Source organism: Chitinophaga sp. (genome assembly GCF_039596455.1).
Classification (GTDB): domain Bacteria; phylum Bacteroidota; class Bacteroidia; order Chitinophagales; family Chitinophagaceae; genus Chitinophaga.
Genome location: NZ_JBCNJR010000007.1, coordinates 251,751 through 273,840 on the forward strand (window position 1 = coordinate 251,751; position 22,090 = coordinate 273,840).

21 protein-coding genes are annotated in these 22,090 nt (G+C 54.5%); 12 read left to right on the plus strand and 9 right to left on the minus strand.

The window, feature by feature from the left end; genetic code table 11:
* Nucleotides 1–73 precede the first annotated feature (73 nt).
* Genes ABDW36_RS20485 through ABDW36_RS20495 form a run of 3 tightly spaced genes read right to left on the minus strand, consistent with a single transcriptional unit; the run spans nt 74 to nt 2,906 of the window.
* Nucleotides 74–1,081, minus strand: coding sequence for an ABC transporter permease subunit (locus tag ABDW36_RS20485; RefSeq protein WP_343703786.1), 1,008 nt, complete (start codon nt 1,079–1,081; stop codon nt 74–76).
* The gene (locus ABDW36_RS20490) at nt 1,023–2,021 is read right to left on the minus strand and encodes an ABC transporter ATP-binding protein (RefSeq protein WP_343703787.1); all 999 of its coding nucleotides are present in this window, start codon (nt 2,019–2,021) and stop codon (nt 1,023–1,025) included. Before ABDW36_RS20490 ends, ABDW36_RS20485 begins: the two co-directional genes overlap by 59 nt.
* Nucleotides 2,022–2,048: 27 nt before the next feature.
* Nucleotides 2,049–2,906: an NEW3 domain-containing protein gene (locus ABDW36_RS20495; protein ID WP_343703788.1), complete on the minus strand. Its 858-nt coding sequence runs from the start codon at nt 2,904–2,906 to the stop codon at nt 2,049–2,051.
* A gap of 471 nt (nt 2,907–3,377) precedes the next feature.
* Between ABDW36_RS20495 and ABDW36_RS20500 the strand changes: the two genes are divergently transcribed.
* From ABDW36_RS20500 to ABDW36_RS20515, 4 genes are read left to right on the plus strand one after another with little or no spacing between them, the layout of a single operon-like run.
* On the plus strand, nt 3,378–4,661 hold the full coding sequence (locus ABDW36_RS20500; protein ID WP_343703789.1) for a hypothetical protein: 1,284 nt from the start codon (nt 3,378–3,380) through the stop codon (nt 4,659–4,661).
* Between the two features lie 3 nt (nt 4,662–4,664).
* Nucleotides 4,665–5,573 carry a hypothetical protein gene (locus tag ABDW36_RS20505; protein ID WP_343703790.1) on the plus strand — a complete coding sequence of 303 codons (909 nt, stop codon included), beginning with the start codon at nt 4,665–4,667 and terminating at the stop codon, nt 5,571–5,573.
* A gap of 3 nt (nt 5,574–5,576) precedes the next feature.
* The gene (locus ABDW36_RS20510; RefSeq protein WP_343703791.1) at nt 5,577–6,512 is read left to right on the plus strand and encodes a gliding motility-associated C-terminal domain-containing protein; all 936 of its coding nucleotides are present in this window, start codon (nt 5,577–5,579) and stop codon (nt 6,510–6,512) included.
* A gap of 11 nt (nt 6,513–6,523) precedes the next feature.
* Complete coding sequence (locus ABDW36_RS20515; RefSeq protein WP_343703792.1) at nt 6,524–7,498, plus strand: type IX secretion system membrane protein PorP/SprF; 975 nt, start codon at nt 6,524–6,526, stop codon at nt 7,496–7,498.
* A 5-nt stretch (nt 7,499–7,503) separates the two neighbouring features.
* Here the strand turns inward: ABDW36_RS20515 and ABDW36_RS20520 are convergent, their stop codons facing one another.
* Both ABDW36_RS20520 and ABDW36_RS20525 read right to left on the minus strand, forming a co-directional pair.
* On the minus strand, nt 7,504–8,502 hold the full coding sequence (locus tag ABDW36_RS20520; RefSeq protein WP_343703793.1) for an LLM class flavin-dependent oxidoreductase: 999 nt from the start codon (nt 8,500–8,502) through the stop codon (nt 7,504–7,506).
* A gap of 10 nt (nt 8,503–8,512) precedes the next feature.
* Nucleotides 8,513–8,815 carry a metalloregulator ArsR/SmtB family transcription factor gene (locus ABDW36_RS20525; RefSeq protein WP_119081200.1) on the minus strand — a complete coding sequence of 101 codons (303 nt, stop codon included), beginning with the start codon at nt 8,813–8,815 and terminating at the stop codon, nt 8,513–8,515.
* 101 nt (nt 8,816–8,916) lie between these two features.
* Here ABDW36_RS20525 and ABDW36_RS20530 point away from each other — a divergent pair, with 101 nt between their 5' ends.
* Together ABDW36_RS20530 and ABDW36_RS20535 are read left to right on the plus strand one after the other, a co-directional pair.
* Nucleotides 8,917–10,329, plus strand: a complete 1,413-nt coding sequence (locus tag ABDW36_RS20530) for a sulfatase-like hydrolase/transferase (RefSeq protein WP_343703794.1) — start codon at nt 8,917–8,919, stop codon at nt 10,327–10,329.
* 66 nt (nt 10,330–10,395) lie between these two features.
* Nucleotides 10,396–10,806 carry a hypothetical protein gene (locus ABDW36_RS20535; protein ID WP_343703795.1) on the plus strand — a complete coding sequence of 137 codons (411 nt, stop codon included), beginning with the start codon at nt 10,396–10,398 and terminating at the stop codon, nt 10,804–10,806.
* Nucleotides 10,807–10,819: 13 nt separating this feature from the next.
* Here ABDW36_RS20535 and ABDW36_RS20540 read toward each other — a convergent pair whose 3' ends face one another.
* Nucleotides 10,820–11,635: an aminotransferase class IV gene (locus tag ABDW36_RS20540; protein WP_343703796.1), complete on the minus strand. Its 816-nt coding sequence runs from the start codon at nt 11,633–11,635 to the stop codon at nt 10,820–10,822.
* Nucleotides 11,632–12,834, minus strand: a complete 1,203-nt coding sequence (locus tag ABDW36_RS20545) for a P1 family peptidase (RefSeq protein ID WP_343703797.1) — start codon at nt 12,832–12,834, stop codon at nt 11,632–11,634. The genes ABDW36_RS20540 and ABDW36_RS20545 overlap by 4 nt, the downstream gene beginning before the upstream one ends.
* A 120-nt stretch (nt 12,835–12,954) precedes the next feature.
* Between ABDW36_RS20545 and ABDW36_RS20550 the strand changes: the two genes are divergently transcribed.
* The gene (locus tag ABDW36_RS20550) at nt 12,955–13,539 is read left to right on the plus strand and encodes a hypothetical protein (protein ID WP_343703798.1); all 585 of its coding nucleotides are present in this window, start codon (nt 12,955–12,957) and stop codon (nt 13,537–13,539) included.
* Between the two features lie 181 nt (nt 13,540–13,720).
* Entirely contained in the window at nt 13,721–14,206 is a 486-nt protein-coding gene (locus tag ABDW36_RS20555; RefSeq protein WP_343703799.1) for an RDD family protein, read from the plus strand.
* A 3-nt stretch (nt 14,207–14,209) separates the two neighbouring features.
* Here ABDW36_RS20555 and ABDW36_RS20560 read toward each other — a convergent pair whose 3' ends face one another.
* Complete coding sequence (locus tag ABDW36_RS20560; protein WP_343703800.1) at nt 14,210–14,629, minus strand: hypothetical protein; 420 nt, start codon at nt 14,627–14,629, stop codon at nt 14,210–14,212.
* 169 nt (nt 14,630–14,798) lie between these two features.
* Between ABDW36_RS20560 and ABDW36_RS20565 the strand changes: the two genes are divergently transcribed.
* The 4 genes from ABDW36_RS20565 (at nt 14,799) to ABDW36_RS20580 (ending at nt 21,467) form a co-directional block, all read left to right on the plus strand.
* The gene (locus ABDW36_RS20565; protein ID WP_343703801.1) at nt 14,799–15,626 is read left to right on the plus strand and encodes a TylF/MycF family methyltransferase; all 828 of its coding nucleotides are present in this window, start codon (nt 14,799–14,801) and stop codon (nt 15,624–15,626) included.
* A gap of 120 nt (nt 15,627–15,746) precedes the next feature.
* The gene (locus tag ABDW36_RS20570; RefSeq protein ID WP_343703802.1) at nt 15,747–16,361 is read left to right on the plus strand and encodes a trimeric intracellular cation channel family protein; all 615 of its coding nucleotides are present in this window, start codon (nt 15,747–15,749) and stop codon (nt 16,359–16,361) included.
* Nucleotides 16,362–16,730: 369 nt separating this feature from the next.
* Nucleotides 16,731–19,763 carry a TonB-dependent receptor gene (locus ABDW36_RS20575; RefSeq protein ID WP_343703803.1) on the plus strand — a complete coding sequence of 1,011 codons (3,033 nt, stop codon included), beginning with the start codon at nt 16,731–16,733 and terminating at the stop codon, nt 19,761–19,763.
* 12 nt (nt 19,764–19,775) lie between these two features.
* Nucleotides 19,776–21,467: a RagB/SusD family nutrient uptake outer membrane protein gene (locus ABDW36_RS20580; RefSeq protein ID WP_343703804.1), complete on the plus strand. Its 1,692-nt coding sequence runs from the start codon at nt 19,776–19,778 to the stop codon at nt 21,465–21,467.
* A 147-nt stretch (nt 21,468–21,614) separates the two neighbouring features.
* Here the strand turns inward: ABDW36_RS20580 and ABDW36_RS20585 are convergent, their stop codons facing one another.
* Complete coding sequence (locus tag ABDW36_RS20585) at nt 21,615–22,052, minus strand: Hsp20/alpha crystallin family protein (protein WP_343703805.1); 438 nt, start codon at nt 22,050–22,052, stop codon at nt 21,615–21,617.
* Nucleotides 22,053–22,090 lie beyond the last annotated feature (38 nt).

Sequence of the window (22,090 nt, forward strand, 5' to 3'; positions counted from 1 at the left end):
CAACATGAACATGAACTGAAAGGGCTGCCCCGGGTTTGGAGGCAGCCCTTTTTTATGGATACCTATTTTTTCATCAGGTCCGTATCTCCCTGCGCATAAACAGGTAGTAAGACAAAGCAAAGCACACCACCGTGGCGGCAATGAGCCCGCTTACCTGCGGCCATACCACCAGCAGGCTTTCCCGCACGGAAATGGGCGCAGGAATGGCGCCGGCCATTTGTTCCATAGTGAGCGGGCCCAGGCTGCGGACAGAGGGCATCAGCAGGGTAGTGGTGGCGTCTGTGAACAGCTGGCTGGGCACAAAGCGCAGGAAGGTGAGGATGATGTTGTTATAGGAAATGATCTGGTCTTCCGAAAGCGTGTTAGGGTCTGGCAGCACGGCCCTGATGACGAGGTTTACCAGTATCTGGTAAAACACCGTGAAAAACAGCCAGATGGCAATAGCCGTCAGCGCTGAGGTGGCCGTTTGCCGGAACTTTACAGACAGCAGTATGGACAGGTTGAGCCAGAAGGCAACGTAAACAACGCTCAGCGCCGTAAAACAGAGTATGCGCACCAGTTCTGACGGCTCAATTTTTACGCCGGTGATGAAGAGGCCGCCGCCTATCATCAGCAGGCTGAGGGAAAGGAAGAGCGTGCTGATCACAATCAGGGAAGCCGTGAACTTGGCGTTGATCAGCGAATCCCGGTACACCGGCTGGGCCATGAGGCGTACCAGCGTGCCGTTAGACTGTTCCGAATTGATAGCGTCAAAACCCAGGGCAATGCCCAGCAGAGGCCCCAGGAAGCTGATGAACACATGGAAGGGCGGCAGGGTGCCGTCTGTAATGGTCAGCAGCTTGAGGTAGAGGAACAGCCTGTCCGGGTCTGCCACGTTGGCCGTTGCTTTCTGGATGTTGGAGAGCGATACGTACATGGAACCAAGGAAAGTAAGCAGTATCAGCCCTGCCAGTACAATAAACCGCCAGCTCCGCACCTGGTCAGATACTTCCTTGCGCACCATCACCGAAAAGGGAGAGGCGCTAACGTTTCTTTGACCTGCCGAAAAAAGACCGTTGAAATAGGCCGCTTGACTTTTCATTGGCAATATTTTCGTTTAAGTTGTTTTCAAAATAACGGTGATAGATCTCGTCCAGCCCGTAGGTTTTTTTGTGCACGCCCGTTACGTCAAGACCTTTTGCAACGAAGAAACGCACAACGTCTGGCGTAATATCTTCCCCGCCTGAGATCTCCACGGTATTAGCACCGCCGGTAACCGTTTTTACGCCGGGCATTTGCAGCAGCTCCTGCTCCAGCGCTTCACGTTGCGGCACGGCCGCTTTGAGCGTTACTTCCACTACCCAGGGGGCCGCATTGAAGAGGTTGGCGGCCAGCTTTTCCACGTTGCCTTCCGCCAGCAGCTGCCCGCCTACAAAAATGCCTACGCGGTTGCAGACCTGCTGTACCTGGTGCAGGTGATGGGAAGAAAGCAATATGGTAAGGCCCTGCTGCTGGTTGAGCTGCCGCAGCAGCTCCAGGAAATCACGCACGCCGGCGGGGTCTATGCCCAGGGTAGGCTCATCGAGAATGATCACCTCCGGTTGTTTGATGAGCACATCTGCCAGCCCCAGGCGCTGCTTCATACCGCGGGAAAAGGCGCCGGCCTTTTTGTGAATGGCGGCCTCCAGCCCCACGTCTATGAGCATCTGGCGGGCGCGGCTGTGCACCTCCGCTTCGGGAACGCCGTTGAGCCGGGCAATGTAGGAGAGGTTTTCCAATGCCGTGAGGTCGTTGTAAAACCCTACGTTATCCGGCAGGTACCCTACTTTCCGTTTTACGGGAATGGGGTTGCGCGTGGCGTTGAGGCCGCAGATGCGGGCCTCGCCTGCATCTGGCTCCGTGAGGCCCAGCAGCATGAGTATGGTGGTAGACTTGCCGGCGCCGTTAGGGCCCAGCAAGCCGAAGATTTCTCCTTTTGCTATGGACAGGTGCAGGTTATCTACGGCCTTGAGGGAGCCGTAGCGTTTTGTCAGCCCATGCATTTCAATTATTGGTGATTCCATAGCCCATTACCTCCTGCCATATTTACGGATGAGGTAATAAACGGCCCCCAGTGCCGCCAGTATCACCAGCAGGCCCAGCCAGCCGGTGAGCACGGAGGTTTTGACCGTCATTCTGAAAGAGGCGCTTGACGTGGCGTTGGAGTTTTTGGCGGTGAAGTTGGTCACATAATCGCCGGCAATGGTTTTGTCTGGCACGTTGAGCGTGGCCGTTACCTCGGCATCTTTACCCGGCTCCAGGCGGGTGATGGTGGAAGGTGCAAAGGTGGCTTCCCATTGCGGGGGCGCCTGCGCGGAGAGGTCTATGTTATCCAGCGCAATGCTGCCGGTGTTTTTCACCTGCAGGCGTATCTCCTTGCGGCTGCCTTCGGTAACGTCTGCGCTGAGGCGGCCGGTAGGCGTGGTGAGCGTGAGGGCGTAAGAGCCTTTTACTACCGCTTCCAGGTCAAGCTTCAGCGAGTCAGCGCCGGCGGTAGCGCGTACAGGAACGGGATATTTCCCCGGCTTTACGTCTACAGCGGGATTGACGTCTATGACAATGTCATACGCTTTTTGCGGCTCCATGCTGAGAGAAGTAACCTGTATGCCTTCCACCTTGAAAGAAACGTTCCAGCCCGGAGGGGCAGCGGCAGATAACTGGTAGATGCGCGGTGAAGAGGTGACGTTCTGCAGCCTGGCGTTGTAGGTGAAAGTGGCGTTGCCCGCGGCCTCAATGTTCATCAGGCGCACTGTGAAGGGCGGGGAAGACGGGCTGTTGGTCTGGGCCGTGCCCCGCTGGGCAAACAGGAAGAACGATAAAATAAAACAAAACAGGTGGTTCGGATACAGCTTAATCCGGCGTTGGTGTTTTTCGTAACTGGCTGACATTGCTGATTAGATTAATAAATGATAATTATATTCCGGTTGAAATAATACCTACCTATTTACCTTTCCGTTAAGCAAAGGATACGGAACTTTTTTTGCTCCGGCGGCGGCCAAATTAAAAAGAAAGACAAATAAAAAGTGTAAAAAAAATGTGAAAATTTCTAGTGTAGGGTTCACACTTGTTGAAACCGTTCCTGGGGGAACCTCCCCGCAACAACTGTTCATTCTGTTCATTCGCTGATCTCCCTGTTCATTTTCCGTTCATTCCTTGGCTCCTATATCAAAACCGGCGTTTTTGACCGTGCTTTGCCGGTACAGTAACCCAGGGGGCAGCAACCCCTTATTGATGAGAAATCCCTGTACCGAATGATGCCGTGTCCTGTAATGCATAACCAAACTCTCCTGCGGAACTATTCCGGCAGGGCATGGCGGCCCACCTTCTTCCTATTAGGGATAATTTTAATTCATTGCGGCGTGTTGCGTGCCCAGTGCACCCGTCAGGAGCGCCTGTATGCATCTTCAACGAAAACTTCCGGAGATGTGACGGATGCGGGGAGTGCGGTAGACGGCGAGCCCGGCAATTTTTCCACCATCAAGGCAACGCTGGTGTTTACCAGTACCCAATACCTGAAGTTCAGTGAACGAATTGCCGGTGGTACGCCTGTTACCATAAAACTGACTGCCCCCTCGGGAGGTATTGGCGTGCTTTCCAATCTCACGCTGCAGGCCTATACGGAGTCTTCATCAGGGGTGAGAACAAATGTTGGCAGCCCGGTGGTTGACGCCTCCCTGCTCAATGTGCTGACATCTTCCGGTGGTATGGAATTTACTTTCACCCCGAAGACGGGGGCAGGGGTTAATGTAGACTACGACGGTATTTCTGTAACGCTGGGGGGAGTAAACCTGACTACGGTGAGCATGTCCCTTTACCACGCTTATGTGATGAAGGATGCCACCGCAGACATTTCCTGCAACCAGCCGGTAGATTACCTCTATGGCGTAAAAGCCAACGCCGTCAACCTGCTCACCTTTGCCAACAAGGTAGTTGAGCCGGAAAAAGCTTTCGATAACGACCTGTCTACTTATGCGGCCCTGCAAACGGCCGTGGGCGTGCTAACGGCCTTGTATGAAACGGTGGTTTTTAAAACACCTTCCAGCCCGGGAGATTCCCTGCGGGTCATACTCAAAGACCCTAATAACCCTGTGCTGACCCTTGCTTTGCTGACGGGTTTTACCGTGCAGCCCTACCTGGGCCAAACTCCCGTGGGCGCCCCGCTTACCAGTGCTTCTGCATTGCTTAATCTCCGGCTGCTGGATGGGGGAACAGACCAGCAGTATGTGCTTACCGCGGCTATAGCCGGCCCTTTTGACCGGGTGGAGATCATTGCAGGGGGGCTGACCGGCCTGGCGAGAGAGCTGCGCATATATGACGTAACACGCATTGCCCGGGAGCCTGATCCCGATTTTACCCTGGGCGGCCAGCCGGCCGGCAGCCCGGTTTGTATCACAAAGGTGAACGACGTGCTGTTCACCGCCAGCGGGGAAAGCTGCGCCACCTACCGCTGGTATAACGCCAGCAATACCTTGCTGTCATCCGGCCCCACTTTTACGCCGGCCATCACCACAGCAGGTACTTATACCTTCTATGTAGCCGCCCAGCGTACGGGCTGCACCAATATCGAAACAAAAAAACAGCTATCCCTCACCGTTAGCGCCCGGCCCGGGCCGCCAACGCTCACCATTCAAACTAATCCTTAACATATGAAATGCTCATCCCTTTTTACCAAAATTACTGCAGGCTTTTGCCTTGCGTTTTTGCTGATGCTGGCCGGCCAGCTGCAGGCGCAGACCATCAACACCCCGGCAGACCTCTACAAGAACACCGGAGACCCGCTGCAGGGTACTTCCACCAATGACGGGAACACTATTATTTGCGCCAACGCCGCGGCCTTTACGCTGGTATCTACCACGGCAGATGCCAGCAGCGTTCCGTACACCGACTGGAAGTGGGAGGAGCTGCAGACAAACGGCTCCTGGTCAACCACTATTGAAAGCGGCGCCGCCGTAACCGGAGAGCCGCACAAGCTGAGAATGACCGGCGCCACACCGGGCTGGCATGTTTACCGTGTAACCGCCGCCGTAAGCACGGCAGGGTGTTTGGCAGACCCGGTGCTGTATACGGTATTCGTATTACCTGCACTGAGCGTGGAAGCCAAAGCCAACAAAGCTACTGCTGACGAACTGACCTATTGCGCGGAAAACGGCGCGCCTACCGCAGCCAGCACCGGCGGCGCAATCAGGTTCACAGCCACGCCCTCCTTTGCCACCGCGCTGCGCGCTGTGCCCGGCAGCACCGGTGCAGGTACCACTACAACATTGCCTACGCTTACTATTGCCGACTTCAAGATCAACTACGCCTGGTACAAGGTAGAAGACGGTGGAAGCGCTACAGGTACTGCCGTTGGCAGTAACGATGACGAGTATGAAGTGAACGATGCCGCCACCACCGGCGCTACCACCGTAAAAAAGTACACCTACCGGCTGGAGGCAGATTATGCCGTGAAGGCTTGTGACCTGAAGAACGTGACCGCGGTGCTCAGCGGCGGCTCCGGTACGGCTACCATTACCGTAACACCGAAACCCGGCGCTCCCACCATCACTATTGAATAACGGATGCGCCTGAACGCCGTCATATTAGCTGCCTTCTTCACCGGGGCCGCGGCCGGCGTCATGGCGCAGGGCACACCACTGACCCGTTACATTACTCCGGGCCAGCAGGTGAAGCTCACCGCCACGGCGTCTTCCGCCCCCCATTACCAGTGGTACCGCGATGGCCTGCCCCTGAACGGGGCCAGGGCCCGTGAGCTGCTTACATCCACGCCGGGCACCTACACCGTGCAGGCATATTACCGGCTGGAATGCCCCTCTGATTTTTCCCCTCCGGTGGTGATCAGGGAAATGGCCGGCACAGCAGTTGACCTGGCCATAAGCAAGCAGGCAGACAAGCGGGCCGCGCTGGTAGACTACAGCCTGGGTTACCTGCTCACCGTTATCAACAACGGGCCGCAAACGGCCGCCGCCGTGGTGGTAACAGACGCACTGCCGCGGCAGCTGGGGCTGGAGAGCATCGGCATTCCTTCTGCGGGTACGGCCAGCTATGACCCCGCCACCCGCCGTATTACCTGGCAGGTGGGAGAGCTGGGTGTACAGCAGCCGGCTACGCTGGCGCTTACCGCCAAAGTGCTGGAAGCGGGGGCTATTACCAACACCGCCAGCGTTACCGCCGCGCAGCAAGACAGCGTACCGGGCAACAACACAGCCGTGCATGTGCAACAGGTGCTGCCCATCCACATACCGAATACCATCACTCCCAACGGAGACGGCATAAACGACCGCCTCCATATCAGGGGGCTGGAGCGGTATCCTGAAAATGAGCTCATTATCCTTAACCGCTGGGGCAATCATGTTTTTGAACAAAAGAACTATCAGCAAAACTGGGAGGGGAAAGGCCTCACGGAAGGCACCTACTTCTACCTGTTACGGATCAAAGATGAAGGCGGGCATTGGCAGGATTTTAAAGGTTATATCATGATTCTCCGTTCACGCTGAAATTTATGAACATGCGTTCCCTGATCTGTTTTTTCTGCCTGATGGCCGTTTGCCGTGCCGCCACTGCACAGCAAGACGCGCAGTTCAGCCAGTATATTTTCAACGGCATCTACATCAACCCTGCTTACGCCGGTTACCGGCAGGAGCTGAACCTCCATGCTTATTACCGCCGGCAGTGGACGGGCGTTAACGGCGCCCCTGAAACCATGAGCCTGGCGGTAGACGGCGTTACCGGCAACGAGCGGGTAGGGCTGGCCCTGCAAATGGCGCATGACAGGGTAGGTGCGCAAAGCCTTTTTTCAACGTACGCCAGCTACGCCTACCGCATCCCGGTAGGGGAACATGGGAAGCTGGCCTTCGGCATCGGTGCAGGGCTCACGCAAACCGGGCTTGACGCCGGCCGCATTGATACAGAAAATCCCAATGACCCCATGCTGGCTGCCGGCCGCCAAAGCATGCGTTTCTTTGATGCGCGGGCCGGCGTTTATTTCAGCACGGAAAAATTCTTTGCCGGTTTTTCTGCAGACAACCTCACGGCCCAATACCAGCAAAAAAACAAACCGCTCACCAGTTACTTACCCGTACCAAAACCGCACTACTTCCTGACGGCGGGCGGCATGCTGCAGCTGGGAGAGGAGGTGTGGTTGAAACCATCCTTCCTGCTGAAAGATGACAGGGGCGGCCCCACCAGCGCAGACCTCAACCTGTTTCTGCTGCTGAAGGAGCTGGTATGGCTGGGGGCCAGCTACCGCACGGCGGTATTACTTTACAATAAGCCCCATTTGCAGAAAGGCCTCACCCGCGCCAGTGATATAACGGGCATTATAGAAGTATTTGCGCGGCCCCAATTGCGGGTGGGGTATTCATATGACCATCCCCTCAGCAGCTACCGGGCATACGCAGGCGGCTCCCATGAAATATCCGTTGGCTATTATTTCAGGCGGGAAAATGAGCGTAGCAACCAGCTGCGGTGCTTCAGTTTCTGAGCGCGTTATTCAATACCCCTGATGGCTTCCGTCAGTATGGTATAAGATTTCAGTTTGGCCTGCGGGTCATAGATGTGGCTGGCTATCATCAGTTCGTCAACGCCGGTTTCTTCAATGAAATAAGACAGCTTGCGGCGCAGGCTGTCTACACCGCCGGTGAAGGTGCAGGCCGTCATGTTTTTCACGTGCGCCTGTACTTCGGGGTGGTAGAAAAAGGCCGGCAGCTCACCCGGCGGTTTGAGGCCGCTGCGGTTGTTGGTAATGATGTTCATGAAGAGCCGGTAGAGGCTGGTAACAAGGTGCTCCGCCTCCGCGTCCGTATCTGCCGCAATCACGTTCACACAGGCTATGATGTAGGGCGCCTGCAGGTAGGGGGATGGGCGGAAGTTCTTGCGATAGATGTCTATGGCGGTGGCAAACTGCGCCGGGGCAAAGTGGGCCGCAAAGGCATATGGCAGCCCCATTTCCGCGGCCAGGTGGGCGCTGTCTGTACTGGAGCCCAATATCCACATGGGTATCTGCAAGCCCTCACCGGGGAAGGCCCTTACTTTGGTATCCGTATCGTCATTCTCGAAATACGCCTGCAGCTCCCGCACTTCCGAAGGGAAGTTGTGGGCAGACGCCATATTGTTGCGCCGCAGCGCCATGGCCGTCAGCTGGTCTGTTCCGGGCGCGCGGCCCAGGCCCAGGTCAATACGGCCGGGGTACAGGGTTTCCAGCGTGCCGAACTGCTCCGCAATTACCAGCGGGGCGTGGTTAGGCAGCATAATGCCGCCGGAGCCCACCCTAATGGTGCTGGTTTTACCGGCTACATGGCCTATCAGCACGGATGTGGCGGAGCTGGCAATGTGCTCCATATTGTGATGCTCTGCCAGCCAGATGCGTTTGAAACCGAGGGCTTCCGCGTGCTGCGCTACAGCTACGGTGGTGTTGATAGCTTCCCTGGCGCTGCCGCCTTCCACTACTGTGGCCAGTTCAAGAACGGATAATTGAATGTCTTTCATTTCCTCTCTGCTAAATGTCTGTTTTGATAATACGGCTCAGGGCCTTGAAGGCCGCTTCGTTCCGTTTGTAATACGTCCACTGCCCGTTCCGCTCGGAAGTGAGCAAACCGGCTTTCTGGAGCATGGACAAATATTCGGAAATAGTGGATTGCGTCAACCCCGCTTTCTGCTGAATATAACCCACACACACGCCCTGCCGCTCAAAATCATTATTGTGCGGGTTGGGAAAGTGCTTGTCAGGCTCTTTCAGCCACTGAAGGATCTGCAAGCGGGTTTTGTTAGACAGCGCTTTGAATATTTCTAGATGCTCCATGCGGCAAAGGTACGGAGATATATCGGTTTTTCCCGAAATGCCAATGAAGGGTACAGCCTGTTATTTATCTATTATCTTTATGCCGCACCCTTTCCATCAACATGAAAAACATTTTTCTGCTCACGCTGCTGCTCCAGGCGGCCGGCTTTTCCGCTGTTGCACAACACAAACCCAATATGGTCATTTTCATAGCGGATGACCTGGGCACTATTGACCTGCCGGCCTACGGCAACAAAGTGGTGAAAACACCGCACCTTGACCGGCTCCGGAAGGAATCCCTGCTGTTCACGCAAGCCTTTGCCGCTTCACCCACCTGCGGCCCCTCCCGCAGTTCTTTGCTGACCGGGCTGCTGCCCATGCGGCATGGGGCGCATGGTAATCACAGCGGAGTGAAGGAAGGCACCCGCTCGCTGGTACACTACCTGCAGGCGCTGGGCTACCGCGTGGCTATTGCGGGCAAGCTGCACTTTGGGCCGGCGTCCGTTTTCCCGCTGGAGCATATTGCGGGTACCAATACCATTGAGCCGGGCTTTGAGAAAACACCGGGGCTGCATTATGACCTGAACCTGGGGCCGGTAGACGAGTGGCTGGGCAAAGCGGGGCACAATAAACCTTTTGTGCTGCTGGTGGCAGATCACAGCCCGCACGTGATATGGCCGGAAAAAGCCACCTATGATACGGCAGGCATCGACGTGCCGGACTTTCACATCAACACCCCGGAAACCCGCAAGTCACGGGCAAGGTATTATACAGACATCACCAAAATGGACGGCAACGTGGGCCGTTTGATGGCCCTGCTGAACAAACATGGCCTCTCGCAAAACACCGTGCTTATGTTCACGGCAGACCAGGGGCCGCAGTGGGCCTTCGGCAAATGGAGCTTGTATGATTACGGCATCAGGGTGCCGCTGCTGGTTAAATGGCCGGGCGTTGTAAAACCGGGTACACAAACCGGCGCACTGGTTTCACTTGTAGACCTGCTGCCCACCATGGTAGAAATAGCCGGCGGCACGCCGCCGCAAAACATAGACGGTATCAGCTTCTACGCTCCGCTGCAAAAAGGCGCGCTGCAAACACACCGGCAAACAGTATTTGCCAGCCACACCGGAGACGGCATGATGAACCGCACGCCCATGCGCATGCTGCGCACCACCCGCTACAAATACATTCTCAACATTGTGCCTGACACGCTCTACAACACGCATATGAACAAGGCCCGTGACCACGACGGCGGCCGCGAGTACTGGGATTCCTGGCGGAAAGCAGCTTTCACCGGAGAGCATGCCGCCGCCGTGTTGTGGCACTATCATCACCGCCCGGCGGAAGAGCTGTATGACCTGCGGGCAGACCCCTCCGAGAGGCGCAACCTGGCTGCCGATACGGCGTATACGGAACTGATGCAGCAGTTCAGGAAAGACATGGAAACCGCGCGCCGGCAACAGCAGGATACGGTTACCGGCCCTGAAGTGATCATAAAGAAAACCGGCCCGCCGTTAGCGCCTTATATCTTCTAGGCGCCTTCCGGAATTATGGAATTGGCGTTTTTTAAACATCTTTGTTGTAACTAAACGGAAACTCATATGAAATACCTCCTGATATTGCTGGCCGGGCTCCTCTATATGCAACCTGCTTCAGCCTGCAGGTGCCTGCCCTTGCCCGCGCTGGAAAATACTGCCCAGCTGGAGGGTTACAGTTTTATTGCCCGTGTGAAAGTCACAAAGGTGAAAGGGCAACAGATCAAGATCAAAGTAAAAGAGCTGTTCAGGGGAGAAAAGCGCAAGCTGGTGTTTGAGCCCGCCAAAGGCACCAGTTGCGACCTGTTCATTGCCAAAGGGGAGGAATGGCTGCTGTTCGGTAAAATGGAGAACGGCAAAATGGCTATCCACGCCTGTGACCGTAACATGGAATACCGCACCCGTAACATGCCGCCCTCAGATGCCGGGCAGCAGTTGCTGGGAAAATTACGGGAGTTGCGCAATACAGGTTCCTGAGTACTGTAACGCGTTAGCTGCGTAGCGCCAGCACGCGTTCATAGATATCTGCCGTGATGCGCCCCGGCGTTCCATTGCCAACAGGGCGGCCGTCTATGCTCACTACGGGCAGCACTTCTTTGGTAGTGCTGGTAATAAAGGCTTCGCGGGCTCGGGCCAGGTCTGCCAGCTGCAGATCAGCTTCCCTCACTGTCAGGTCCGGGAACGCTAGTATCTTTTTTCGCGTAACGCCTTTCAGGATATTCTCCGCCGGCGTCAGCACCTCATCATTTTCCGTTACAATGAAAAAGTTGGCCCGCGGGCATTCCCGGAGGCTGTTGTTATGGTGGTACAGCACATCGTCTGCCTGCTGCTCCGCAATGTGGGGCTGGAGGTAAATGGCCTGCAGGTAGTCTATTGTTTTGACCTGTGGCAGCTGCCGCTGGTAATTATGGGTGATGAGGCGGATGCCTTTGCTGAACGCATCCTTGTTGAAGATGAAAGGCGCCTGGGTGATGAGCAGGTTGGGCTGCGCGGGCGTGTACCCGTTTTCCGAATAGCCCCCGGTGAGCGTGAGGCGGATGCCGGAATCAGGCAGGTTGTTTTTCTCTGTCAGGCCGTGTATGAGCTGCTTCAGCTGCGCACGGTCTGCCGTTACCGGCAGGTTCATGAAAGCGGCGGAATGGTAGAAACGGTCAAGGTGATCATCCAGGAAAGCGGGTTGGCCGTTCACCGTTCTCAGGTAGTCGAATATGCCGTAACCGCGCTGGATGGCAAGATCTGAAATAAGCAGCCTGGCTTCTGTTTCCGCAATGTATGTGCCGTTGATCACGGCGTAGGTATTGGTCATTGTTGAATGCTGTTATATTTTTTCAAGATAGGGATTACTTGTTCTAATGGCAAGGCCATGGCCTTGTTGCCTTTCCTGCCGGTAACGGTGCGGGCGGCAAACAGGGAGTTGATGATGGCTTCTTCCGTAGCTTCAATAGCGGCCATGAAGAGGGGAGACGTGTTGTCATTCTGCAGCAGCGGGGTGCTGATAACGGGCGTAGCGAGGGAATGAGGGATGCGCAGCGCTTCCGCCGTGGAGAAGGCAATTACATAATCCCCGCTGCCGTTGGAGGCAATGCCGCCGGTTTTACCCAGGCCCAGCATGGCGCGTTTGGCCAGCCGCATCAGGTTGCGGTGGTCAATGGGCGCGTTGGTGGCCACCACTATCATGCAGGAGCCGTCTGCATTGTTCAGCAGCCGGTCGCTAAAACTGAACTTTCCCATTTCCCTGCCAACAGGCGCCCCGCCAATTTGCAGGTTGCCGCCGAAGTTGGTTTGCACCAGCACACCTACCGTATACCCTCCCAGGCTGGCAGGCAACCGGCGCGACGCAGTGCCGATGCCGCCCTTGAAGCCGAAACAGACCGTGCCGGTGCCTGCGCCGGTGACGCCCTCTTCCACGGGGCCGCTTTGGGCGCCGGAGATGGCCTGCAGCACGTCATCTGCTGTTACATGACGGCCGCGTATATCATTCAGGTAACCATCGTTGGTCTCTCCCACCACGGCGTTTACGGACATCACGTTCTCATTGCCCTTTTGCCGCAGGGTGTAGGTAATAAGGGCGTCCATGGCGGTGGCCACACTGAGGGTGTTGGTGAGCACTACCGGGGTTTCCATATTACCCAGCTCGTTTACCTGCGTGCTGCCGGCCAGTTTGCCGAAGCCGTTGCCGGTGTAGACGGCGGCGGGTACTTTTTCCTGGAAAATATTACCGCCATGCGGCAAAATGGCCGTAACGCCCGTGCGTACGGAATCTCCCTTCACCAGCGTAGTGTGGCCTACTTTTACACCGGGCACGTCTGTGATGGCGTTCAGCGGGCCGGGCGCCATTACTCCCGTGCGGAGGCCGTAATCGCGGCTGCGTTTCTTTTCCTGTGCCTGCAGCAGTGCAGGCAGCAGGCATAAGGCCAGCAAGATGGGTTTGGAAAGGAGCATACCTGCAATAATAATGAATTTATGGCTGGGGAATGCGTCTGCGGGCATACTTTCACCGGCCATAATCCGCCATTCACCCCTCATTTTATGCTATTGGCGAACTGGTTGGCAGAAATAGCCTTTCTTGTGCCGGAAAAGTTCTATACTTGCGCTTTCTTAACCTCAAAAAAAACAAGCACCAACATGAAAGTTTTACGCCCCATTATGCTGATGGCAGCCGCTACCGCACTGGCCGCCAATGTACATGCCCAACGCATCAGGGTCACAGAAGGCAGCCTGGACGTACTGAAAAATGAAAAAGACATCAACATCGAGTATTCTTATGACCATATGAAAGTGGGCAAATTTGACAAGGAAGCGGATTATGTAACGAGCAGAACGGAAGAGCTGAACAAAAAGGAACCGGGCCGTGGAGACACCTGGGCCAAGGCCTGGGTGGCAGACCGCAAAAGCCGCTTTGAACCGAAGTTTGACGAGCTGTTCACCAAAACGGCCGACATGACGCTGGCCACCAAAGCCAAATACACCATCATCTTCAACACCTCCTTTGTAGAGCCCGGCTTTAACGTAGGCGTGATGAAAAAGAACGCTTATATAGACGGGGAGATCCTGATCGTGGAAACGGCAGACAAAAACAAGGTAGTAGCAAAGGCCACTATTGAAAAGGCGCCCGGCAGAAGCTTCTGGGGCAATGATTTCGATACCGGCGAAAGGATATCTGAAGCTTATGCCATGGCCGGTAAGGCCCTGGCCAGGAAAGTGAAATAACACGGTGACATAAACGTACAAGCCCCCGGAGCACAGACGCTGCCGGGGGCTTGTTATTTACGGGCGTTTTACTCCATTGGCTGCCCGTTTTTTCGGCCAAATAGCGGCTGGTATTTGCAGATATTAGAAATTGTGTTAATTTTTAGCCTGTAAACATTTTTAACCTTCATCCCCCTTGTCTATGGAATCTGCATCTATGGAAAAACCCTCCCCGGACCTGCTGGCCAATGAGATCAGCCTCGAAATGGCCAGCAGCGGCAAGCGCCTGGCCAATTACCTGATTGACCTGGCCAGTTTTTACCTGGTAGTGTTCATGCTTGCTATTGTACTGGGCATACTGTACCCGACCCTTTTCGATTACGTAGACAACCCAGGCGGCGAGCTGATAGACCGTTTTCTTACCCTGCTGCTTTATGGCCTGTACATGGGGACGGTGGAAGCGCTTTTTAAAGGCAAAACGCTGGGCAAGATGATCACCGGCACCGTGGCCGTCAATGAAGATGGTACGCCCATTACCGGCGGTACGGCTTTCAAGCGCGGCATCATCAGGGCCATTCCGTTTAACGCTCTCAGCGGCCTGGGCACGCCCTGCCGCCCCTGGCAAGACAAATGGTCTGACACCCTGGTGATAGACATCAAAAAATCCATTCTGCCGGCAGCGGAGTAATGCTTATTCAGGCTGCACGAAAAGGCTCTCCCTGCGTACGTACTGCGTCATGCCGCCGTCTGATACGCTCCGGTCGTCAAAAATAGACAGCGTATCTCCCCGGAGCTCGTAAAAACGCTTCTGGGTCAGCTCCTTGTCAAAAACAATGCGCCAGCCTTTTTCGTTGGACTGGTAAAACCAGTCGGGCGCCAGCCGGAAAGTGCCGGCCTGGCCCGGTATGCCGCTATTGAACGCGGTATACCGGTTGCCCTGAAAGTCAAAACCGGTGCCATTGCCTTCGGGGTATTCAATGCGGCCGGTGAAACCAAAGCTGACCCTTTTTTCCCAGCTGCCGTTAAACGCTGAATCTGTATTGTCCTTTTTACAGCCGGCAAGGCCGGCGGCCAGGGCCAGTACGGAAAGCGTGAGTATCTTGTTTTTCATGAAGAGGGGGTTGAGATCAATGCCTGTTAAACGATACAGGGGAGGGAAAAGTTACATGTTATATTTTCCCTATTTTTATGGAGATAGCCGCCTTGATCTGCCCGTAATGTAGCGGCAGCTGTGAAATTATGTTTTCTTTATTATCTTTAGCGCCCTTTAATACATACAAATGAACTCCATAAACGAGAAGTACATCGATCTGATGAAAAACGTGCTGCTGGATATGCACCGCCTGGAAAAAGGCGAGTACGTTCCGGTATCCAGGATGACCCTGTTTGGCAAAAAGAAGCTGTGGGGCATTTTAGACAAGTGGATAAAACCGTGGAACATGTCCGTCTGCAAGGAGGTGAAGTTCATGCGGGACCAGCGTATCAACGGGCTTGACTGGCCGGTGAACGCAGACTCCATGATCGGCATGAAACGTATGGACAACATCGAGTACTGCGTAAAGGAAGTGGTGCGCAACAACGTGCCCGGAGACCTGATTGAGACGGGCGTATGGCGCGGCGGGGCCACCATCCTGATGAGGGCCATCCTCTACGCGCTGAACGTAACGGACCGTACCGTATGGGTGGCAGACTCTTTTGAGGGCCTGCCGGAGCCGGATGATAAATATGAAGCAGACAAGGGAGACATTCACCATATCTTTAAAGAGCTGGCCGTATCACAGGAAGAAGTACAATACAACTTTGAAAAATACGGCCTGCTGGACGGCCAGGTGAAATTCCTGAAAGGGTGGTTCAAAGACACGCTGCCCACCGCGCCTATTCAGCAACTGGCCGTGGCCCGGCTTGACGGGGACATGTACGAGTCTACCATAGACGGGCTCAACGCATTGTATCCCAAGCTGTCTAAGGGCGGCTTCCTCATTATTGACGACTGGGGCGCTGTAGAAGGTTGCCGCCGCGCCGTAATGGACTACCGCAAGGAACATGGCATTACAGAAGAAATTATTGATATAGACGGGCAGGGCGTTTACTGGAAACGGGAAAACTAGGCCTGATGCATAAGGTACACCAACAAGGCCGGCAGGGAACTTCCCCGCCGGCCTTGTTTATTTTTCCATGGCACTTTGCCACTGAAACGCTATTTTTAATCCAGCCTCAAACATACATATATGCTGCATATCCTCTACATTATTGCCATCACCGCCGAAGCCATGACGGCGGCGCTGTCTGCCGGCCGGCGCAATATGGACTGGGTGGGTGTTTGTATCATAGCCTGGGTAACCGCGCTGGGTGGCGGTACCATTCGTAACATATTGCTGGGCCATTACCCCATGACCTGGGTGGAGCATCCCGAATACCTGCTGATCACTGCAGGCGCGGCCTTGTTTGCAGCGCTTATTGCTTCCGTGATGAAAAAGCTCAAAACACTCTTCCTTTACCTGGATGCGCTGGGCCTGGTGGTGTTCACCATCATTGGCTGCCAGATGGCGCAGGACATGCATCTTTCCATCATCATTGTGCTGTTCAGCGGTATGATCACCGGTTGCGCCGGCGGCGTGCTGCGTGATGTGCTTTGCGGGGATATTCCGCTGCTGCTGCGGAAAGAAGTATATGCCAGCGTGTCTATCGTCACCGGCGGTATTTATGTTGGCCTGCAATACGTGGAGTGGGGCATGCATTGGGCAAGCCTCATTGCGGCAACCGCGGGTTTTGTATTGCGCATTGTAGCTATCCGGTATGAATGGCAGATGCCGAAGTTCGTGTATAAAGATGAATGGCATTGACCATTCCTTCAATAATGCTTTAAACTGTGCCCCGCCCTTAACAATTAAATAATACACCCCATGCCGGGCATCCCATCCCCGGTTAACATATCATGCCCGCTTTTTAAATGTTCCTGAAACGCTTTATAGGCAGGGCATAGCGGAGAATTAAAGACATGCAGGATGACCGAAAGAACAGCGAAAACGGTTTCGTAAAAATCATCGTGCATGTGTATAAAACCCGTTAAATTACTATCGCAATTACAGGTATATCAACCAAAAGATCTGATACAAAAAATATAATACAGTGTTCAGTTCCACATAACGATCCGGTAACAGCGGGTTGTTTTCTTTGTCCTTTTATTACGTAAACAAACTCAATTGTTTTACATGAACAAATTCTACCTCAAAAAGCATTACCTCCCGCTGGTTCTCGCTTCTGTAGTCTGCTGCTGTTCTCTTTCCACTACCGGCCATGCGCGGGCGGCCGGCCTTGTACATGAAAAAGGCAGCGCCAAGGTCCAACAAACCATTACCGGCACTGTAAAAGACGCCACTACCGGGGAGCTGCTGGCGGGCGCCACCGTGGGCGTCAAAGGCGTTGCCAGAACAACCAGCACAGATGTAAAAGGCGCGTTCTCGCTCGTAGCGCCAGACGATGCAAGCGTGCTGGTGGTAAGTTTCATCGGTTATGTAACGCAGGAAGTGCTTATTGCAGGCAAAACGCGGATAGACGTGAGCCTGCAGCCGGCCACTACAGACCTTACGCAGGTAGTGGTGGTAGGTTACGGCACGCAGGCAAAGAAGGATGTAACAGGCGCGGTGAAGTCTTTAAAAAGCGAAGCTTTCAACAAAGGTATCATCAACGCGCCGCAGGAGCTGCTGCAGGGCAAGATGGCAGGTGTGAACGTTACGTCTGTAAGTGGTGAACCGGGTGGTATGCTGGGTATCACCGTGCGCGGCCCCGGCGGAGTGAGAACGGGCAGCACGCCGCTGTTTGTGGTAGACGGCTTGCCGCTTGACAATTCCAGCACCGGCGGCGGTGACCCGCTTAATTTCATCAACCCGCAAGACATTGAGTCTATAGACGTATTGAAAGACGCTTCCGCCACGGCCATTTATGGTTCCCGCGGCGCCAATGGCGTTATTCTTATCACCACCCGCAAAGGCAAGGCCGGCGCTTCCTCGCTGCAGTTTTCGGCCAGCGCGGGTTTCTCTTCCCTGGCCAGGGCATTGCCCCTGTTCACCGCCAGTGAGTTCCGCGCGGAAGTACCCAAGCTCGGCGGCACACTGGATGATAAGGGAGGGGATACGGACTGGCAGAAAGAGGTGACCAGAACGGCATTCACCCAAAACTACAACCTGGCCCTCAGCGGCGGCGCCAACAAACTGACGTACTATGCGTCTTTCGGCATGCAGCGGCAGGAAGGGATCATCAAAGACAATGAAATGAACCGCTATTCCGGCCGCTTCAACGCCACACAGAAGTTCTGGGATAATGACAGGCTGGTGGTGGAAGTGAACCTGGGTGTGTCTAACACCAAAAACGAGCGTCCGCCCATCAGCACTATCATCGGGGACGCCATCGGCAACAATCCCACCTACCCGGCGTATGACGCCAATGGCCAGCAGGCCAGGTACGAGAACATGAATAACCCGCTGATGTATTTCGACCTGGATGACGACATTACCACCATTAACCGTGTAACGGGCAATATTTCTCCCTCCCTCCGTATCATCAAGGGGCTGGTGTACAAGCTGAACTTCGGCATAGACAATGCCACCGGCACGCGTGACATTGTGAACAAGCCCAGTGCTGTACCGCAACGTGACGGGCGCCTGGAAACATGGCATAATTATAACCGCAACAGCCTGATAGAAAACTACCTTACCTATACGTATGACCAGGGCCTGCATAACCTCTCGGCTATGGCCGGCCATTCTTATCAGAAAATTTTTGTGCAAGGCAGGAATACGAGCATCAACAAGTTTCCCATCTCCCCGGTAGACCCCATTTACAATCCGGGGCTGGGACAGGAGCTGACGCTGGCCAACAACCGGCCGGGCGGCTATGCTTTCATCAACGAGCTGCAGTCTTTCTTTGGCAGGGTTACCTATCAGTATGCAGACCGCTACCTGGTAACGGCCAACTTCAGGGCAGACGGCTCTTCCAAGTTCGGGGCCAACAACAAGTACGGTTTCTTCCCGTCTTTCTCCCTGGGCTGGAAAATTTCTGAAGAGAACTTTCTCAAAGGCTCTTCTTCCATCAGCAGCCTGAAGCTGCGCGCAGGCTGGGGGCAAACGGGCAACCAGGAAATACCCTCCAAGATCACGCAGGCGCTGTTCACGTCTACCGTGTCAGGCAGTACCAGCTACCCGCTTTACGGTACCGGGCCTTACCCGGCAGGTACGGTGTACTCCCGCCTTGCCAATCCTGACATACAGTGGGAAATTTCCAAGCAGACCAATATAGGCCTCGATTTCGGTTTTATGAGAGGAGCGCTTTCAGGTTCTGTAGATGTGTTCAACAAAATATCCAGCAACATACTGCTGGAGGTGATACCTGCAGACCCTGTGCAGCCGGCCGGTACGTTCTGGACCAACGTAAAAGACATGACCATCACCAACAAAGGCGTGGAACTTGACCTGGAGTACCGGCAGCACTTTACGGCTTCCGGCCTCGGCTTCAACCTGGGCGGTAACATCACTTACATGAACAATGAGGTGAAAAAATCTCCCTACTCCGTGATCCCTTCCGGTTCCGCTTCCGGCTCGGGCCTTACGTCTGCCACCATCAACGGTTACATCAACGGGGAACCTATCGGCACTTTCTACCTGAAGGAGTGGACGGGTTTTGACAACAACGGCCTCAGCACCTACGCAGATCTTGACAAAGATGGTATAGTGTCAGACAAAGACCGTGTTGCCGCCGGTACTGCATTGCCCAACGTACTGTACAGCTTCCACGGCAGCGTGAACTATAAGAACTTTGACCTCACCGCCAATTTCAACGGCGTGTCCGGCAACAAGATCTATGACAATACGGCCAACGCCAGCTTCTACAAACTCAAGCTCTCCAAAAACGTGAACACCACGCCGGAGGCCATCGCATACCCTGAAGAATCAGTGAACAACTCAGCCCCGGTGAGCACCCGTTATTTAAAAGACGGGGCTTACCTGCGGCTGAACAACGTTACCCTGGGGTACAACTTCAACACTACCGCGCTCGGCATCAAGAACTGGGTAAACTCGCTCCGGCTGTCTGTAACCGGGCAGAACCTTTTTGTAGCCACCAAATATGACGGCTATGATCCCGAAGTGAATACAGACAGGACCATCAACGGCATTTCGTCTTACGGCATTGACTTCATGAGCTATCCCAAGGCCAAATCCGTCATTTTCAGTTTAAATGTTTCATTCTAAGAGCTTTCGTATATGAAAAAGATAAAACTAGCATTACTGGCAGCGGGCGCAGGCATTGCCATTCTTTCCGGCTGTACCAAGCTGAACGAGGAAGTACTGGATGAATCTTCTGTAACCGGGCTTACAGACAAGCAGATAGCCGAAGGTATTATAGCGCCGGTATATGCCAAGCTGCCGGAGATCTGGCTGCACACCAATTATTTTGCGTTGCAGGAAATTTCTACGGACGAGGCCATTCTGCCTTACCGTGGCGGTACGGACTGGGGAGATAACGGTATCTACATTTCCCTGCATAAGCATGAGACCACCAGCACAGACCCCAATGTACGCGGTACCTGGAACAACATTCTGCAGGGGGCATCACGTGCCATTACCGCCATTAATACATTGCCGGAAAACAAAGACCCCAATGCCGCGCTCTTCCTGGCGGAAGCAAAGGCCATGCGTGCCTATTACTCCATGCTTACGCTTGACCTCTTCGGGCTGGTGTTTGTGAAAGACAAGCTGGATGAGGCCTCCAAAATATTGCGCGGCACGGAAGCCCTAGAATACATCAAATCCGAGCTGCTGGCGGTAGAGCCAGTGCTGGACAATACCACCGGCCCCGGCCGCCTCACCAAAGCCGGGGTATGGGGCTTGCTGGCGCGGTTGCACCTCAATGCGGCCGTGTACCGCGACAGGTATGCTGCTACTTTCGATTTTAAAAAGGAAGACATGGACAAGGTGGTGGAATATTGTGACAAGATCATCGGCACGCCGCAGTTCGCACTGTCGGCAGATTATTTTTCCCTGTTTGACGATGCCAATCACAACAACAAGGAGCTGATCTTTGTGGTAGACCAGCGCGCAGACCTGAACGGGCATAACCGCATGGCGTACTTTTCCATATCGGGAGACCAGTTCCCGCTGCCCGCTTATACTGGCGCCAACGGTACAGACGGCCCGGCCATTACATCAGATTTCTACAGGGCCTGGGTAAATGCCACCGCGCCGCTAGACCCCGCCGTGGCAGACCCGCGTTTCTACAAGCAGAACCTGTCTATCTACACCAATCCCGGAGATTCCTGCGTGGAAGCGTCCAAATTCAACATCAACCGTGGTATTCTGCGTGGCCAGCAATATGGCCTGATACGGGAAGGCGGTGTGTTCCTGAAATGCGCAGACGGGAAAATGACGGTAAGGAAGCTGTATTACAACACCCGCAACAAACCCACGCTAGCCGTAGATTTTACGGAGCAGGTAGATTTCACCGTGGCCGGCAGCAATTACAACTCGGGTTACCGCGTATCCAAGTACGAGTTCAGCAAAACTTCCGTGAGCGGCCGTAATTTTGGCGAGCATGATATTGTGATACTCCGCCTGGCAGATGTTTACCTGATGCGCGCAGAAGCCAAACTGAGAAGGGGAGACGCCGCCACCGCCGCGCTGGCAGACGTAAATGCCGTACGTGCGGCCAGAACGGCCACTACGCCCGCTGCCCCGCTCACCACCATTACGCTTGACCTGCTGCTGCGGGAAAGAGGGTTTGAGTTTTACTGGGAGGCGCAACGCCGTACAGACATGATCCGCTTCGGCAAATATGAAGGCACCTGGACGGAAAAGACCAATACAGACAAACAGAAAAGAATTTTCCCCATTCCGCAAACCGCTATAGACGGCGCCAGCAACCTGCCGGGTTACCTGGCCCAGAACCCCGGCTATTGAGTATGCTGAGAAATATAAAACGTGCGGCTGCAATGCGGCCGCACGTTTTTTTTACATAAAAAAGCGCGCCCTTCCGGAGCGCGCTGTGCAATTACAGGTGAGCCGGCGCTATCCATAGCCCAGGCAATTCGCCGGCAGGGCAGGTACCTAACCGACGGTTATCTCTTTTTTAGCCTTAACCTGCTGTTCGCTTTTGGGAATAGTGAGCTTCAGCACCCCGTCTGTATAGCTGGCGGTAATAGCCCCGTCCTGCGTATTATCAGGCAGGCGGAAGGAGCGGGTGAAGGAGCTGTAGCTGTATTCCCGGCGGCTGTATTGTTTGTTGTCCCCGCCTTCTGTGGTTTCCTGTTTTGTTTCCGCGCTGATGGTAAGCGTATCCTCTTCCACATTTACCTTGAAATCCTCTTTTTTGAAACCTGGGGCTACCACATCCACCTGGTAGCTCTTGTCATCTTCAGAAATATTTACGGCCGGCAAGGCGGAGCGTTTGGTGGAAAACTCCGGGAAAAAACTTTCCAGGTTCATAAAATCACGCCAGGGGTCGTACGCAGGAAATGATCTGTTTCGTTTTGCAATGGTATTCATGGCTATAATTTTTTGTTCCTGATAGATGGGCACAAAAA